The sequence below is a fragment of the Streptococcus uberis genome (assembly GCF_900475595.1).
Taxonomy (GTDB): domain Bacteria; phylum Bacillota; class Bacilli; order Lactobacillales; family Streptococcaceae; genus Streptococcus; species Streptococcus uberis.
This window is the reverse complement of the sequence record NZ_LS483397.1, coordinates 455,324-471,923: the sequence shown is the minus strand read 5'-3', so window position 1 is coordinate 471,923 and position 16,600 is coordinate 455,324. Positions and strand designations below refer to the sequence as shown.

General features: G+C 36.7%; 19 protein-coding genes and 1 riboswitch. Of the genes, 5 read left to right on the top strand and 14 right to left on the bottom strand.

All coding sequences use genetic code 11. The annotated features are described in order from the left end of the window. Positions 1–80 precede the first annotated feature (80 nt). From DQM95_RS02675 to DQM95_RS02655, 5 genes are all read left to right on the top strand, one after another. Positions 81–1,529: a UDP-N-acetylmuramoyl-L-alanyl-D-glutamate--L-lysine ligase gene (locus DQM95_RS02675; protein WP_037592432.1), complete on the top strand. Its 1,449-nt coding sequence runs from the start codon at positions 81–83 to the stop codon at positions 1,527–1,529. A gap of 203 nt (positions 1,530–1,732) precedes the next feature. Next, positions 1,733–2,515, top strand: coding sequence for an ABC transporter ATP-binding protein (locus tag DQM95_RS02670; protein WP_037592434.1), 783 nt, complete (start codon positions 1,733–1,735; stop codon positions 2,513–2,515). A 24-nt stretch (positions 2,516–2,539) separates the two neighbouring features. Then, positions 2,540–3,475 (top strand): iron-hydroxamate ABC transporter substrate-binding protein, encoded by a 936-nt coding sequence (locus DQM95_RS02665; protein ID WP_037592435.1) that lies wholly within the window; start codon positions 2,540–2,542, stop codon positions 3,473–3,475. Positions 3,476–3,485: 10 nt separating this feature from the next. After that, positions 3,486–4,505 (top strand): FecCD family ABC transporter permease, encoded by a 1,020-nt coding sequence (locus DQM95_RS02660; protein ID WP_037592436.1) that lies wholly within the window; start codon positions 3,486–3,488, stop codon positions 4,503–4,505. Further along, positions 4,502–5,509: a FecCD family ABC transporter permease gene (locus tag DQM95_RS02655; RefSeq protein ID WP_037592437.1), complete on the top strand. Its 1,008-nt coding sequence runs from the start codon at positions 4,502–4,504 to the stop codon at positions 5,507–5,509. Before DQM95_RS02660 ends, DQM95_RS02655 begins: the two co-directional genes overlap by 4 nt. A 16-nt stretch (positions 5,510–5,525) precedes the next feature. Here the strand turns inward: DQM95_RS02655 and DQM95_RS02650 are convergent, their stop codons facing one another. The 14 genes from DQM95_RS02650 to DQM95_RS02585 all read right to left on the bottom strand — a co-directional run bounded on the left by DQM95_RS02650 (position 5,526) and on the right by DQM95_RS02585 (position 16,568). Continuing rightward, entirely contained in the window at positions 5,526–6,179 is a 654-nt protein-coding gene (locus DQM95_RS02650; protein WP_037592535.1) for a DUF1803 domain-containing protein, read from the bottom strand. Positions 6,180–6,243: 64 nt separating this feature from the next. After that, positions 6,244–6,708 (bottom strand): hypothetical protein, encoded by a 465-nt coding sequence (locus tag DQM95_RS02645; RefSeq protein ID WP_012657954.1) that lies wholly within the window; start codon positions 6,706–6,708, stop codon positions 6,244–6,246. A 1-nt stretch (position 6,709) separates the two neighbouring features. Next, positions 6,710–7,645: a manganese-dependent inorganic pyrophosphatase gene (locus DQM95_RS02640; protein WP_012657953.1), complete on the bottom strand. Its 936-nt coding sequence runs from the start codon at positions 7,643–7,645 to the stop codon at positions 6,710–6,712. Positions 7,646–7,759: 114 nt separating this feature from the next. Further along, entirely contained in the window at positions 7,760–8,551 is a 792-nt protein-coding gene (gene pflA / locus DQM95_RS02635) for a pyruvate formate-lyase-activating protein (protein ID WP_012657952.1), read from the bottom strand. 76 nt (positions 8,552–8,627) lie between these two features. Then, positions 8,628–9,962, bottom strand: coding sequence for a hemolysin family protein (locus tag DQM95_RS02630; RefSeq protein WP_012657951.1), 1,335 nt, complete (start codon positions 9,960–9,962; stop codon positions 8,628–8,630). 118 nt (positions 9,963–10,080) lie between these two features. Continuing rightward, positions 10,081–10,626: a tRNA (mnm(5)s(2)U34)-methyltransferase gene (locus DQM95_RS02625; RefSeq protein ID WP_012657950.1), complete on the bottom strand. Its 546-nt coding sequence runs from the start codon at positions 10,624–10,626 to the stop codon at positions 10,081–10,083. Positions 10,627–10,635: 9 nt separating this feature from the next. After that, positions 10,636–11,418, bottom strand: coding sequence for an ABC transporter permease subunit (locus tag DQM95_RS02620; RefSeq protein WP_037592438.1), 783 nt, complete (start codon positions 11,416–11,418; stop codon positions 10,636–10,638). Further along, positions 11,415–12,251 carry an ABC transporter ATP-binding protein gene (locus DQM95_RS02615; RefSeq protein ID WP_012657948.1) on the bottom strand — a complete coding sequence of 279 codons (837 nt, stop codon included), beginning with the start codon at positions 12,249–12,251 and terminating at the stop codon, positions 11,415–11,417. Before DQM95_RS02615 ends, DQM95_RS02620 begins: the two co-directional genes overlap by 4 nt. A gap of 35 nt (positions 12,252–12,286) precedes the next feature. Beyond that, positions 12,287–13,207, bottom strand: coding sequence for a TIGR01212 family radical SAM protein (locus tag DQM95_RS02610; protein ID WP_012657947.1), 921 nt, complete (start codon positions 13,205–13,207; stop codon positions 12,287–12,289). A gap of 58 nt (positions 13,208–13,265) precedes the next feature. Next, positions 13,266–13,916 (bottom strand): phosphatase PAP2 family protein, encoded by a 651-nt coding sequence (locus DQM95_RS02605; protein ID WP_012657946.1) that lies wholly within the window; start codon positions 13,914–13,916, stop codon positions 13,266–13,268. Between the two features lie 3 nt (positions 13,917–13,919). Further along, positions 13,920–14,483, bottom strand: a complete 564-nt coding sequence (locus DQM95_RS02600) for an ECF transporter S component (protein WP_037592441.1) — start codon at positions 14,481–14,483, stop codon at positions 13,920–13,922. A gap of 77 nt (positions 14,484–14,560) precedes the next feature. Further along, a riboswitch (FMN riboswitch) is annotated at positions 14,561–14,685 on the bottom strand. Positions 14,686–14,859: 174 nt separating this feature from the next. Beyond that, positions 14,860–15,405 carry a tRNA (cytidine(34)-2'-O)-methyltransferase gene (locus DQM95_RS02595; protein ID WP_012657944.1) on the bottom strand — a complete coding sequence of 182 codons (546 nt, stop codon included), beginning with the start codon at positions 15,403–15,405 and terminating at the stop codon, positions 14,860–14,862. 192 nt (positions 15,406–15,597) lie between these two features. Next, positions 15,598–15,846, bottom strand: a complete 249-nt coding sequence (gene yidD / locus DQM95_RS02590) for a membrane protein insertion efficiency factor YidD (protein ID WP_012657943.1) — start codon at positions 15,844–15,846, stop codon at positions 15,598–15,600. Continuing rightward, entirely contained in the window at positions 15,846–16,568 is a 723-nt protein-coding gene (locus DQM95_RS02585) for a pseudouridine synthase (RefSeq protein WP_012657942.1), read from the bottom strand. The genes yidD and DQM95_RS02585 overlap by 1 nt, the downstream gene beginning before the upstream one ends. Positions 16,569–16,600 lie beyond the last annotated feature (32 nt).

Here is a 16,600-nt window from a genome sequence, read left to right as displayed (position 1 = left end):
CTTTCTTTTCATTATTAGCTATATTATAAACTTTTGCATGTTACTTGTAAATCTTGAACATTAGAGATAAAATAAGGATTATGATAACAATTGAAAAAACCATTGAACTTTTAAAAAAAGACCATAACTTTAGAGAAGTCATCCATCAAGAACACTATTATTTTAATTACTCTGGATTAAGTTTTCAGAAACTGAGTTATGATAGTCGTGAAGTAGATGCAGATACCTTATTTTTTGCCAAAGGGGCACAATTTAAAGTTGACTATCTGAAAAAAGCCATAGATCAAGGATTGCAAGCATACGTTTCCGAAATAGATTACCAATTAAGCATCCCTGCTATAATTGTTTCTGATATCAAAAAAGCCATGAGTATCATTGCAATGACTTTTTATGGCAATCCTCAAGAAAAGCTGAAACTCCTTGCTTTTACCGGTACTAAAGGGAAAACAACTGCTGCTTATTTTGCCTATCACATTCTAAAACAAAACTATAAACCAGCAATGTTTTCAACCATGAACACCACTTTAGATGGTCAGACATTCTTCAAATCTCAACTAACAACTCCTGAAAGCCTAGATCTCTTTAAAATGATGGCAAGCTGTGTTTCAAATGGTATGACACATGTCATCATGGAAGTCTCAAGCCAAGCTTATCTTGTTGACCGTGTTTATGGATTAACCTTTGATGTTGGTGTCTTTTTAAATATCAGTCCAGATCATATCGGACCAATTGAGCACCCAACTTTTGAAGATTATTTTTACCATAAGCGCCTTTTAATGGAAAATAGCAGAGCAGTTGTCATTAATAGTGGAATGGATCATTTTGACATTTTGGCTGAACAAGTCGCAGACAAAGACCATGTCTTCTATGGGGATCAGTCCGAAAATGCCTTAACGGAAAGCCAAGCCTTTGCATTCTCTGTAAATGGACAAATTGCTGGCCACTATGATATCCAACTCATCGGTCGTTTCAATCAAGAAAATGCTATTGCTGCTGGACTAGCCTGTCAAAAACTTGGTGCTAGTCATCTTGATATTCATGAAGGCATCGCACAAACTACGGTACCAGGTCGTATGGAAGTCGTTTCACATCCTAATGGAGCAAAAGTTTTTGTGGATTATGCTCATAACGGCGATAGCTTAGAAAAATTAGTTTCTGTCGTTGAAACCCACCAAAAAGGCCAGATTAGTTTAATCATTGGTTCAACAGGAAATAAAGGGGAAAGTCGTCGTGCTGATTTTGGTCGTGTTATCAATAATCATCCAAATCTTAATGTGATTTTGACAGCTGATGATCCCAACTTTGAAGATCCTGAAACCATTTGTCAAGAAATTGCCAGTCATGTGAATCGACACGTGTCAATCATTGTTGATCGACAAAACGCCATTATTGAGGGATTAAAACACTGTCATACAAGTGGTGATGCCTTGATTATTGCTGGAAAAGGTGCTGATGCTTACCAAATTGTAAATGGTAAAAAAGAAGAATATGCTGGTGATTTAGCCATCGCCAAAAAAGCATTGTCATAAAGTTGTTCTACAAAAAGGAGGCCAGATAGCCTTCTTTTTTCTTACTATTTATAACCATTATTGCTACTCTTTTTAACCATTCTAAATTAAAAAACTATTTAAAGAAAATAATAAAAAACTCATTTAAAAACCTTTCTGATGGCTTTTTTCTATGCTATAATGAGATAGCTTTTAGTAAGTATCCCTAACGAAGGAGGTGACCTATGTCAACCATTAATGCCAATCATCTATCTGTCGCTTACGACCAAAAAGTCATCATTAACGATTTGACCATCAACCTACCCAGTCAAAAAATAACATCGCTGATAGGCTCTAATGGTTGTGGGAAATCAACACTTTTGAAAGCATTGACTCGTATCATTCCCAATCAAAAAGGGAACATCCTGATAGATGGCCAAGACATTGCTAAAATGCCTACAATGGAAATTGCCAAAAAAATGGCACTTCTACCACAGGTGCAAGACATTACAGATGGCATCAGTGTTTATGAATTGGTTTCATTCGGTCGGTATCCCTATCAAAGTCGCTTAGGAAAGCTAACCGAAGACGATAAAAAGATCATTGATTGGGCCTTGGAAATGACAAAAACCCAAGAACTGGCCAACCAATTGGTCGACCAACTTTCTGGTGGTCAAAAACAACGTGTATGGATTGCAATGGCTCTAGCCCAAGATACTCCTTTAATTTTCTTAGATGAGCCTACAACCTATCTCGATATTAATCATCAATTGGAAATCTTGGAATTGCTCCAATCCTTAAATAAAGAATCTCAGAAGACAATCATCATGGTGTTGCATGATTTAAACCTAGCGTCTCGATATTCAGACTATTTGGTTAGCATTAAAGATGGTAAAATCGCCTACCAAGGAGACCCTTCTGAAATCATGACTCCTGAAATTATCAGGGATATTTTTGGAATTGAAGCTCATCTTACCCAAGATCCCATTTATAACTGTCCTATCCTTTTATCTTATAAACTCATATAAATTTGTTCTAGGAGATTAGAATTCATGAAAAAATTACTTGTCACATTAGTGTTGATTTTCAGCACATTATCATTGATTGCATGTTCATCACAAAGCACAAAGCAAGAAGAACATAAAACAAAACTATCACAAATGCCAAAGATCTCTGGTTTTACCTATAAAGGGAAGGTACCAGAAAACCCTAAAAGAGTAGTTAGTTTATCTTCAACCTACACCGGTTATTTGGCAAAGCTCGATATCCCACTAGTTGGAATCACTTCTTATGATCACAAAAATCCCGTCTTAAAGAAATACATCAAGGATGCTAAAGTTGTCTCTGCAACCGACCTAGAAAGCATTACGGCCTTGGAACCTGATTTAATTATTGTGGGTTCAAATGAAGAAAATATCAGTCAATTAGCTGAAATCGCTCCGCTTATTTCCATTGAATACCGCAAACATGACTATTTACAGGTATTCTCAGATTTTGGTAAAGTCTTTAACAAAACCAAAGAAACCGACAAATGGTTACAGGAATGGAAAACAAAAACAGCTTCTTTTGAAAGTGACGTTAAAGCAGTTACAGGTAATGATGCTACCTTTACCATAATGGGATTATATGAGAAAGATATCTATCTTTTCGGTAAAGATTGGGGTCGTGGTGGCGAAATCATTCACCAAGCCTTCCAATATCAAGCTCCAGAAAAAGTAAAAACGGAGGTTTTCCCAAAAGGCTATTTGTCCATTTCACAAGAAGTTCTTCCAGATTATATTGGTGATTATGTCGTTGTCGCTGCAGAGGATGAAAAAACAGGTTCTTCTCTTTATGAAAGTGACCTTTGGAAAAATATACCAGCCGTTCAAAAAAATCATGTCATAAAAGTTAATGCGAATACCTTTTATTTCACTGACCCTCTGTCATTAGAGTATGAATTAAAAACCTTAACGGATGCTATCTTGACTCAGAAAACTCACAACTAGGAAGATTTTTATGACGGACACAAACCAAACTTCCTTAAAACAGCCAAAATCTTTTTGGCTTGTTTTTTTCACATTAGGACTTCTCTTTTTTATTGTAGGTTATGTCAGCCTTCGTTTTGGTGCTGTCACATTTTCACACGACACATTAGGAGATATCATCCAAAACCCAACTGACAGATCACGCTTGACACTTACATTTCTAAATATCCGACTCCCAAGAGTACTAGCCACTATCATTGTTGGAGCTGCACTTGCTGTATCTGGTGCTGTTATGCAAGGCATTACTCGAAATCCTATTGCTGACCCAGGCTTACTCGGAATCAATAGCGGTGCAGGCCTTGGATTAGTGGTTGCCTATGCTTTTTTCCATCAATTACATTACACAAGTATTATACTGGTCTGTTTATCGGGTTCGATTCTGGCTTCATTGATGGTTTTTAGTCTCTCTTATCAAATTGGAAAAGGCTACCAACAATTACGCTTAATTCTTGCCGGTGCTATGGTATCAACATTTTTGACAGCATTAGGACAGGCTATCACAACCTATTTTCAGCTCGCTAACAGAATTATCGGTTGGCAAGCAGGTGGTTTTGTCGCAGTCAATTGGCAAATGCTTTATCATATTGCCCCTATTATTGGCTTTGGCCTCATTATGACACAATTATTAGCTCATCAGTTAACGATTCTTAGCCTTAGCGAGACAAGATCAAAAGCTTTAGGCCAAAATACACTGCTACTGACGCTTATTTTTATGGCTTTAGTTCTTTTAATGGCTTCAGCTTCTGTTGCTCTTGCTGGAAATATTTCCTTTCTTGGACTTATTATTCCTCACTTTGTTAAAGCACTTTTTCCATCTACCTATCAAAGACGTCTGCCTTTAATTGCCATTAGCGGTGCTACTTTTATGATGGCCGTTGATTTGATTTGTCGAACCATCACCCCCCCTTACGAGACACCATTAACTGCTGTCATTAGTTTGGTTGGTTTACCAGTATTTCTATGGCTTGTCAGAAAAGGAGGACGAGAATGAAGAAACAAAAGCTTTTCTATTTTGGAATTTGTCTATCTCTTATCCTAATCCTATTAATACTCCTTTCTCTGTCCATTGGGGATTCTAGCTTTTCGATACATGTAGTCTGGGATTGCTTGTTTGGGAAGGCTAGTCCAGCTATGACCTTCATAATCACAAAAATTAGACTACCCAGAATTCTAGCCTGCTTATTTGGTGGAGCCTCTTTGGCTTTAGCCGGAAACTTACTTCAAACCTTAACCCGAAATCCTCTTGCTGATTCAGGAATTTTAGGGATTAATGCAGGGGCTGGGTTTATGATTGCTTTGCTGATTAGTCATGGAAAAGGTGACAATTCCTTAAATATGGCCTTCCTTCCTTTTTTGGCAACTTTGGGAGCACTTTTGACACTTGTACTTGTTTATATGGCATCTTTATCCAAACAAAAAACCATTCAACCGACAGCTTTAATCATTACCGGTGTTGGTTTTTCCATGATGTTATCCAGTTTAATGATTGCTGTCGTGGGTCATGTGAATCGTTATAAGGTGGATTACGTTCTTAATTGGTTAAGCGGCCGCATCATTGGTGATGATTGGAATGCCATTCTGTTAACAGCACCACTCTTAGTTCTTCTATGGGGTTTTACCTACAGCAAATCCTATACCTTAAACATCCTCCTTATGAGTGATGATATGGCAACTGCCTTAGGGATGAATGTCCAAAGAGAGCGAAAAATCATACTTGCACTGGCAACCTGCCTCGCAGCAATCAGTGTGACCTTGATTGGAAACATCACTTTTATTGGATTAATTGCTGGACATGTCAGTCGTTACTTTATTGGTGATGATCATCGCCTAAATCTCCCTTTAAGTCTTTTGCTTGGTATGATTTTCCTACTACTTGCTGACACATTGACACGCGTCTTCTTAGTGGGCTCAAACATTCCTACAGGAATCATTATCTCTCTTCTAGGAGCACCTTATTTCCTTTATTTAATGCAAGAAAAACCAAAAAAGAGTTGATTGGAACCAACTCTTTTTAAAATGCTGTAAAAATGAACCTTTCCTTATCTACTGCCATGTTCAAGGCATAGGTTTGAAAATCAACTTCCTTAAGATAACCCAAAATAAGCAAGGCCTGACAAAATATATCGGGTCTTTTCTGTTTAAAACTATCTTTTTTAAGACATTTTAAAAGAAATGAGCTCATATACTTTAGGGCATATTCTGGATTGACATCTCCAAGCAAGGCATATAATGGTTCTTGCTCTGGACTTAGCTTATAGCCGTTTTTGAGCTTGTAGAAATAGTTTGATAGGCTTAATTCTTGCCGTTCAAAACGGGTCTTTTCTAAAATGAGACACTCATTTGTTTGATTGCAGAGCTCTGTTACAAATTCTAATTCTTGCAAAGTTTGATAAAAAGGACTAGTTGTTGATAGCAGGAGCATCTGATCCAATCTTAATTCAGACCACTCAGGCAAGGCTGGTAGCATTAATTGATACCTTCGGTTAGCACGACTAACAAAACCTTCTTTGATATAGGTATCCAGTTTCCGATCAAGGTTTGGAATATGGGAAAAGGCTTTTTTTAATTGCCTTAAAGTCACATCATTTTCTGAATCCAGGTAATTGATTAAGTCTAGAAAAAATGGGTCTTTGGTCATCTTATTGGGATTTATAATTGTTAACATGGACCTATTATACCAAATTCTGGACGGACTGATAGCTAAAAAAAGTGGGCTAGCCCACTTTTTCTCAGAGGTAACTGCCTTTAACAACAAAGAAAGTTCCTCTTATTTCTCCTGCTAATTTGGAGCGTTGACGGGCAAATTTGAATTTCCCTTCAAATTCTTTAGGAATCTCAATACCATTGGATAATTTAAAACCAACAGCTCTCTTGCCACCTTCTGCTAAGGTATAAAGCACATTAACGGCTAAACCATTTTCATAATAAACATGAGACCAATTGATGCCATCTACTTCCATTTGCGAAACACATAGTGCTTTATATGGAAAAACCATATCACGTTCTGCTAAAACTGACTCGATAAATGGAAGAATTTCTGGTCTTTCTTCTGGAGTAAAAACTTCGTACTCTATTTTATATTTATTCCAGAAATAACGGGCCTCATTGGCTCTTAAACCAGCTAGAACATCTTTTACCGGACTCTCTTCCAACAATGACGTTTCAACTGTTTTAAAATTAACAATGTAAGACATGTTATGCGCCGAAGCTTTCAGTTAATTGTGGGACAACTTGTTTTTTACGTGATACAGCACCTGGTAAAAAGGCATGATTATTTTCAAGTTTAAAGTTAAAGGCTGCTTCTACCTTGTCCATATTTGAACCTAATGCTAAAATTTCAGAGTTTGAGTTTACAATATCAGTAATCATTAAGACAAAATCTGAATAACCTTCTTTTACAATGGCATCCGAAATAGCTGTTTCGATAGCATCTTGACGTTCTAAAACTTCAGCAATATCGACAGTATTAACTTGAGCAACACGCACAGCATTACCATTTAACTCGAAGGTTTTGGCATCAATATCAATTAATTCAGCCTCTGATTTACTAGCTAAGTTTGTTCCTGCTTTCAATAAAGACATACCATATTCATCTAGGTTAACGCCAGCAAGATTTGCAAGCTCTTCAGCAACTTTATGGTCAGTCATATGAGTTGTTGGAGATTTTAAAAGTAATGTATCTGAAATTAAACCAGAAAGTAAAAGACCAGCAATTTCTTTAGGCACTTCTAGATTATTTTCTTTGTACATACGGTAGACAATTGATGACGCTGAACCAACAGGCTCAACACGCATAAATAGTGGATTAGCTGTTTCAAAGTTAGCAACACGATGATGGTCCACAACTCCAAAAATAGTAACATCGCTAATATCAGAAAGGGATTGTTGGAATTCATTGTGGTCAGTTAAGATCACTGTGTCAACACCTTCCGCTTTTGCTGATTCAACAACTCTGGGAGCAGTAACACCAAAGTAATCAAGCGCAAATGCTGTCTCTTCATTTGGCTCACCTAGAGCAACCACTTCAGCATCCATTTTGTAAGCATTTTTTGCTAAATAGGCGAAAGCATATGAAGATGCAATAGCATCTGTATCTGGATTTTGATGACCAAAAACTAAAACTTTAGACATTATAGTACCTCGTTCTCTTTATTCACTTTATTTTAGCAGAAATGGAAGCTAAAATCAAAGTATGTCAATTACTAAAAATGAAAAAAACTGAAAGCTAAAAACTCTCAGTCTTACTTACGAACGGTGAATGCGATTCATGTATTCCGTATAGGATTCTGTTTTCATGATGGTTTTTGCATTTTGTACCCTTTCTTTTGTGGGAGGTTTGACACCTTCTAATGGATAAGGAATACCTAGTTCACGCCATTTGAATTCACCCATTGTATGATAAGGGAGGATTTCAAATTTATCAACATTTTTTAGTTTTGCGACAAAGTCACCAAGTCTTTCAAGGTGCTCATCTATATCTGTTAATCCCGGTACTAAGACATGACGAATCCAGACCGGAATCCCTTTATCTGACAAATAGTGTGCAAAAAGGAGAATATTTTTATTGGGTTGTCGTGTCACAATCTTGTGCTGCTCTTCGTCAATTTCCTTTAAATCCAAGAGGATTAAGTCAGTGACAGCCAATAACTTATCTAAGATCTGATGGTATTCAGGGGTAGGACGATAAGCAAAACCACAAGTGTCCAGAGTGGTATGAATACCTAGTTTTTTAGCTTCTATAAAGAGTGCAGTGATAAAATCAATTTGGAGCATAGCTTCGCCTCCAGATACTGTTATACCACCATTTTTGCCCCAAAAGTGTCTGTATTGTAATGCTTCTTTAAGGACATCACTAACTGTTCGTTCTCTTGACTTGTTGGTTTCCATTTCCCAGGTATCTGGATTATGGCAATACTGACAACGCATTTTACAGCCTTGCATAAAAATGATGAAGCGGATTCCTGGACCATCCACAGACCCAAAACTTTCTGTGGAATGAATCATTCCCGTTACTTGTCCATAATCTATTTCTTCCATGTCAGCTCCTTTGTTTTTTGTAACCGTTTTTACATTTTCATTATATCATTTTTCATAAAAAAGACTAGGTCTTATCCTAGTCTTCCTCAATTATCTGTTCTATATTAGAAACCAACAATTTTAATTTGGTAATGCGACCATCTTTAACTTTATCATTGATTAAAGTTAAATGCTTGCCATTACTTTCGTATTCAAAGGGTTTCTTGTCTTCTTGACTTGGAATGGTTCCAATTCCTGTTATATAAAAACCAGCGATAGTGTCGACATCATCACTCTCAAGTTCCGTTTCAAAGTACTCGTTAAACTCATTTAGGGTCATCGTTCCAACAACGATATAGGTATCTTCCCCAATGACATGGACAAATTGTTCTGCCTTGTCGGTTTCATCGTCAATTTCTCCAACGATTTCTTCTAAAAGATCTTCTAGAGTGACAAGACCTGCCACTCCCCCATATTCATCGAGTAGTATCGCCATTTGATTTTGTGTAATACGTAATTGACGCAATAAATCATCAACATAAATCGTTTCAGGGACAAAGAGAGGTTCCTGAAGAATGCGACGCATATTGATATTCTCAAAGCCTTTTTTAAAGCCAGCTTCTAAGAGACGTTTGGTATGGACAAGCCCAATAACCTTATCTTTATCCACATCATAAACTGGAATTCGTGAAAAGCTTTGCTTCAAGATTTCTTGGATATTTTCCAAAGTATCATCATTGATATCAATCATGAATGCATCTGTTCGAGGCACCATGACTTCACGCGCCATCAACTCATCTAAAGAGAAAATCCCTTGCAACATCTCTATTTCTTCTGCATCCAGGGTTGCCTCACTATTGGTCAACATGTACTCAATTTCATCACGAGTCATCTGTTCATCAGCATCATCAAATGTCATTGGTGTGATGCGGCTTAAAAGATTCGTTGAGGCAGATAATAACCAAACAAAGGGACTAACGATTTTTCCTAAAACGATAATAACTGGAGCCGAGATGATGGCAAGCTTATCTTTGAGATTCATCGCAATACGTTTTGGATAAAGTTCACCCAAAACAATCGAAATATAAGTCAGGAAAATCAATGAAATGACCGTACCGGCTGTTTGGGCAGTTGCTGAACCACCAAGCCAACCTGAAATAACTTCCCCCAAGGAAGCGGATAAACTAGCCCCTTGTAACAGACTAATAAAAGTGATACCAACCTGAATGGTGGATAGAAAATGATTAGGTTTGTCTAGGACATTAAGTAAGCGGATATATTTTTTATCACCATCTGCTGCTTTTTGTTCAACTCTTGATCGGTTTAAGGAAACTAAAGCCATCTCACTGGCTGAGAAAAAAGCATTTAAAATAGTAAAGAAAATAAGCAATAATAATTGAAAATATAAGGGCTGACTCACAGGGTCTTCCATTAATAGATACTCCTAAAAAAGTTTATAGTACATTCATTATATCATAGTTTTATAGTGGGAGCTTTGTTTTATCCTTAAATATTCTAAAATTTAGACTAATCTTTTAAAAATCATTGTCTTAATTGGCTAACTTCTCGATCATGACTAAATAAGGGGGACAATTAACTTGATTAAGGGATTGATAGACCATAACTGTTGTTTGCTTTTGATCCATTGTACTTAGGTACTGTAAAATGGCATCTTTCTCCTCTTCTCCTCCATCATGGCCATAATAGACCATTAAAGCAATTCTACCGCCCTTTACCAGTCTCTCATAAATTTTTTCGATGGCCTGAAGCGTTGTCGAAGACTTGGTGACAATCTTTTTATCTGAATGAGGCAGATAACCTAAATTAAAAATGGCTGCATCTATGTCTTGCACATAGTGATTAACATTTTCATGGCCATCATGAATCAAAATGACATTCTCAATGCCATTGGCTTCTAATTTTTGTTGGGTACGACTGATCGCCTCTTTTTGAATATCAAATGCATACACTTTTTTAACTAAAGGTGCAAAATACAGGGTATCATTCCCATTTCCAACAGTAGCATCCACAAAAATACTATCTTTGGTCACCCATTCTTCTAAAAAGTCATGTGACATTTGAATTGGTTTTTTCATTTTTTCTCCTTAACTTGCTAAATCACGATTACGAAAGACAATATGAGCAATGAGATAGGAAATCACAATAACGCTTACCGCAATGAGAAGCATCAGCCAATCTAATGTTTCACCTGCAAAGCGATCAGTAGCATTAGCATAATAGAAAGGTGTCACATATTTTAAATAATCGACCTTATCCACCAAACGGCAAATAATATCCATAAAATATCCCATTAATGCTAATCCCATCCCAAAACCAATCAGTTTTTTTCTTGAAAAAGCAGAAATCATAAAAGAAAAACTAGCCATTTCAACTTGTAATAAAAAGACTAGCAAATGGTAACTAGCAAAGGCCCCATAATCAAAGGACATATTTACCTTAACCAATGCCAGGTATTCGATACTAATAGCAATACCATTAAAAATGATGAGTGAAAATAACATACTGACAAATTTTTGACGCAAGATTTTGGCCCGTCCAATTGGTAGGCTAAAGAGAAACTCAGCTGTATGTGCTTCTTCTTCCTTAGACAAGAGTGATATTCCTATCATGGTTGCATACATGGCTGCGCCTATGGAATAAATCAATGCAATCTCCGATGCATAATAGCCTCCTAATGTCGCTATGGAGACTTTGTCCATTCCCAAAGCCTTGGAGACACCCCCCATATTTTGATAGAGGTTGGCAATCTCTTTAATACTATCTGCAACGCTTTCATATAAGAGGATGCATAAGGCACTGCTAAGTCCAACGCATATCGCCCAAATAAGGAGGCTCTTTCGGCCTTGCCGTAATTCATGTCTTATCATTTGACATCCTCCTTATAATAATGCATAAATAAATCTTCTAAGCTTGGTTCCTCAATGAGTAAATCATCTGGCTTTATTTCTGATAAATCAGAAAGGAGATCAGACAGTTTCCCTTCAAAGGTTTTTGTAATGGATTGACCATCTTTCCAAATGGTCACTTGCTTTTTCTGGCTATGCATGATATTTTCAACCCTATCAACGGCAAGTAGTTTCCCTTTTTTTAAGATTGCCACTCGGTCACAATAGGCCTTGACTTCAGAAAGGACATGCGAAGATAAAAAGCAGGTCTTCCCTTTTTCTTTAGCATCCAGAATGATTTGGAAAAAGCGCTCTTGCATTAATGGATCTAAACCTGAGGTTGGTTCATCTAAAATAAGTAAATCTGGCTGGTGCTGTAGGGCACAAACAATGCTCACTTTTTTTCGATTTCCAAGAGACAAATCTTGGATTTTTTTCTGTAAGGGAACTTCTAAAAGTTTACAAAGTCTATCTGCTTCTCTTTTGCAATCATGATTTGGATGGGCTTTGGCAGCAAAGTCAATGACTTGTTTGACAGTCATATTTGGATAAAACATGGCTTCTGAAGGCATATAACCAATATGGTCCAAGCTTTCTTCCAAACTATGATAACGGTCATTAAAGAGGGTCACTTTTCCTTTTCGGTATTTTATGAGTCCTAAAAGACATCGAATGGTTGTTGATTTTCCAGCCCCATTTGAACCTAAAAAACCAAAAATTTCTCCTTTTTCAACAGTTAAGCTTAACTGATCTAAAGCTAAATGACGACCATAAGATTTTGAGAGATGATCGATGGTAATAATATTTTCAGCCATTTTTTCTCCTTTTGACGACTAAGCAATATTTTTTGCTAAAGTAAACGACATCCTTGGAAAGACCCTCGTCTTTCCATTTCTAAATCTATAGCATTTAGGACCTCCCACTTATTTAGACTCCACATAGGGCCAATTAACATCTCCCGTGGGGCATCTCCCGTAATCCGGTGAATGATAATGTTTTGGGGAATAATTTCCAATTGATCACAGATAATTGAAACATATTCTTCTTGACTAAGTAATTGTAATCTGCCTTCATGAAAATCGCGTTGCATGCGTGTATTCGTCATTAAATGTAAGAGGTGCAATTTGATGCCTTGTATGTCATTATCCGTTACACAGCGTCTCACATTTTCAATCATCATCTCAGCCGTTTCACCTGGTAGACCATTAATTAAATGCGAGACAATTTCGATTTTAGGATACTTTCTTAACCGTTTGACTGTTTCTTTATATAAGTCATAGGAATGAGCCCTATTGATGAGTTTTGAAGTAGTTTCATAAGTTGTCTGTAATCCTAATTCGACTGTAACATGCATTCGTTGAGACAGTTCTGCTAAATAGGCTATCGTTTCATCCGGTAAACAGTCCGGCCTTGTTCCTATATTAATGCCCACGACTCCTGGTTCGTTTATAGCTTGTTCGTAACGTTCCTTAATGACTTCAACTGGAGCATGCGTATTTGTGAAATTTTGAAAGTAGACCAGGTATTGACTGACCTCTGGCCATTTGCGATGCATAAAATCGATTTCTTTGTAAAACTGCTCCCTTATTGGTGCATCTGGAGCAACTATGGCATCGCCTGAACCTGACACTGTACAAAAAGTACACCCTCCGTGGGCCACGGTACCATCTCGATTAGGACAATCAAAACCAGCATCAATTGGAACCTTAAAAATCTTTTGCCCAAATAATTGTCTATAGTAGTCGTTTAGGGTATTATATCGTTTCTTCATATCCCTATTTTAGCACAATACCACTAAAAAAGAACAACTCCAAATGAGATGTTCTTGTTTATTCTTGTTTTGATTGAAAACGCCATTTAAAACGTTTTTCTTGATAATAAGGGAAAAAAAGATTTAAGAAACCAAAGCCACAAACAAAACCGCCAATAACATCAGTTGGATAGTGGACACCTAAATAGATACGAGATATCCCAATCAAAAGGATGAGACCTGTCATAAATGACACTAATAGATATCGCCATTTCTTGTTTGTCACACGACCTAAAAAAATAATTAACAAAGCACCATAAATCATCATTGATCCTAATGCATGGCCACTTGGGAAAGAAAACCCTCCAGCATAGACAATATGTTCCAAACTTGGACGCAAACGTTGGTAAATTAGCTTAAAAATCATAACAACTAAACCTGACATTAAACCATTGGTTAGCAAAAACAGGGCTTCGGCCTTCCATTTTTTAAGATAGAAAATAAGGGAAAGGCTTGCTACCAACATAACCTGACTCAGGACGTTACCAAGCACAGTGACATGTTTAAAAAAAAGGGTAAAACTATTAGGGAGATTTCCTCTAACGGCATTCTGAATGGTATCATCAAAAGTAACTAAAGACATTGGGTAAAAACGAACAGTATAGCCCAACATCACAAAAAATAAAAAAGCAAATGATGAACGAATAAAGTAGTCTTGTTTGTTTTTCATAAATTATTTTGTATATCTTTCTAACACAGGTTTACTAGCAATATACACAATATAGAATGAAATAGCAAATATGAACCCCTCAATGATATTAAAAGGAAGTACCATTGCAAGAAGATATTTTGCAATGCCAATAAATGCAGCAATATCAAAATTTGCAAATTTAGCATAAAGGGGAATAGCATAAAAGTAATTGAATGCTAGCATGGCAGTGGTCAAGGATAGCGTTCCAATAAGACTTGCCCCTATATATTGTTTCAAGGTTTTTTGATTGTTCCAAATCACGGCAAAAACAGTGACGAAAATTCCTAAAGCAAGAATGTTCATTGGTAAACCAATAAAGTCATTCACGCCACTATTGTTTAAGATTAGTTTTAAAAGTGACCGCAAAATTAAAATAGCGTAAGCACTCTTTAAGTCCATTAAAACCAATCCCAATAAAACAGGGATAATAGATAATTCAATTTTCAGGAAATCTGCACCTGGGATAATTGAAAAACTAAAAAACATTAGTAAAAATGAAATGGCTGAAAGTATTGCAACCATAACCAAACGATGTGTTTTTGACATAAAAAATTCCTCCAATTTTTTCAAATTGAAAGAAGTTCCTTCGTAATTAAGTAGCACAAAAAAGCATACTCAAAAAACCCGGTCTTCTCTCATCCAGACTCTACTGTCGGTTGTGGAGTTTCACCACATCAGCTTGCGCTCGCGGACTTCTAGTTGACTAGTCACCGCCGGTCGGGAATTTCACCCTGCCCTGAAGACACTTATAGCATAGCAAAAATATTACTCCATAGCAAGACCTTTGTCTCATCTAAAAAAAAAAACAGTCTCACATGACTGTTTTCATTTATCATTGACCTTAAAATAAAGTGACTATTACTCAAATTTTTCTGTATCAAAGAAGCTAAAGATTCTTAGCATTACTCTTTTATCTAGTTTCTTATTTCAACTTATCTTGGGCATAGGTATGCGTTAACTCGAGGCCCTCAAAGGATTGTTGCCTTAAGGCTTCATAAACAATCATACATACAGTGTTTGAGAGATTGAGACTTCTAACATGCTCATCATTCATTGGGATACGTAAGGCCTTTTCGGGATGCTTTCTCATAAATGTTTCTGGCAAGCCTTTATCTTCTCGACCAAATAAATAATAATGATTTTCCCCATCATCAAATCGTTCATCTGAATATACGGTTTCAGCAAATTTACTAATTAAATGGAGTTTGCCGTCACATTTTTCAACAAAATCATCTAAACTATCATAAAATCTGACATCTAATTTATCCCAATAATCTAAGCCGGCACGTCGCATTTTGCGATCATCAATGGGAAAGCCCATAGGTTTTATAATATGTAAAGGGGCATTTGTGGCAGCACAGGTTCTTGCAATATTCCCGGTATTTTGTGGAATTTGAGGTTCAAACAAGACAACATGGTTTTTGGATTTTCTTTCTCTATAAGTTAGGTTTTCAACATCAACTGGCATTTTAATTCTCACTTTTTTTAAACATTAAAAAACCACACTGCCCGGAGTCAATCTCAGCAAACAATGTGGTTGGTGGTGATTCGTTACCTTAAATCATAACAGGTTTGATTTAAACCAACGAATTCTTATTTGTTATTATAACACTTTGATAACTCATGTCAATCATTTTGAAGATAAAATTAAGAAAAAATTTCATTTTTTTCCTTTTTGGGGATTTCTTCTCAATGTAAATTCATCTGGTACTGGATCTTCACCACCTTCAACAAAGGGATGACACCGAAGGATACGTGCAATCCCCATTAAGACACCCTTGATCCCATGTTTTTCCACTGCCTCAATCATGTAGGTTGAGCAAGTCGGTCGATAGCGACAAGAGGGGGGAAATAATGGCGAAATCCATTTTTGATAGAGTCTGACAAAATTGATAATAATACTTTTCATTATTTATCTGTTACGGCTGCATTGTGCAGTTGACTAATTTCTTTTTTGTTCAGTCTTCTTGATTCTCCAGGACGTAGTCCTGTTAAATCAAGTGTCCCAAAACGTGTCCTTGATAATTTATCAACAATTAAACCAACGGATTCAAACATTTTTTTAACTTGGTGGTTACGACCTTCATGAATCGTTAATTCTACGATGGAACGGTTCTTGTCTGCCTCTACGCGGATAATGTTATAACGCGCAGGCTTTGTTTTTTTGCCATCAATAACGACCCCTCGAGTTAAGGGACGTAAATTATCTTTTGTGGCTATGCCTTTGACTCGGGCCAAATAAACTTTATCAATTTCATTTCTAGGATGGATCATTTTATCTGTGAAATCACCATCATTTGTTAAAATCAATAAGCCAGAGGTGTCCCAATCTAATCGACCAACTGGGTAGATACGTTCTTTGACTTGTGGTAATAAATCAATGACTGTCTTACGGCCTTTATCGTCCGAGACACTGGAAATGACACCACGTGGTTTATTTAAGAGATAGTAGACCTTCTCCTCATTATAGATGGGGCTTCCTTCAACTTCAACGGTATCTCCTGATTTCACTGTTGTCGCTAAATCGCTAACCACTTGGCCGTTTAAAGTTACCAAGCCTTGTTTTATCAACTCTTCTGCTTTTCGTCTGCTAGCAACTCCGGCGTGTGCAATATATTTATTGATTCTCATAATTACTCTTTTCTATGACGCTATGAGGCACT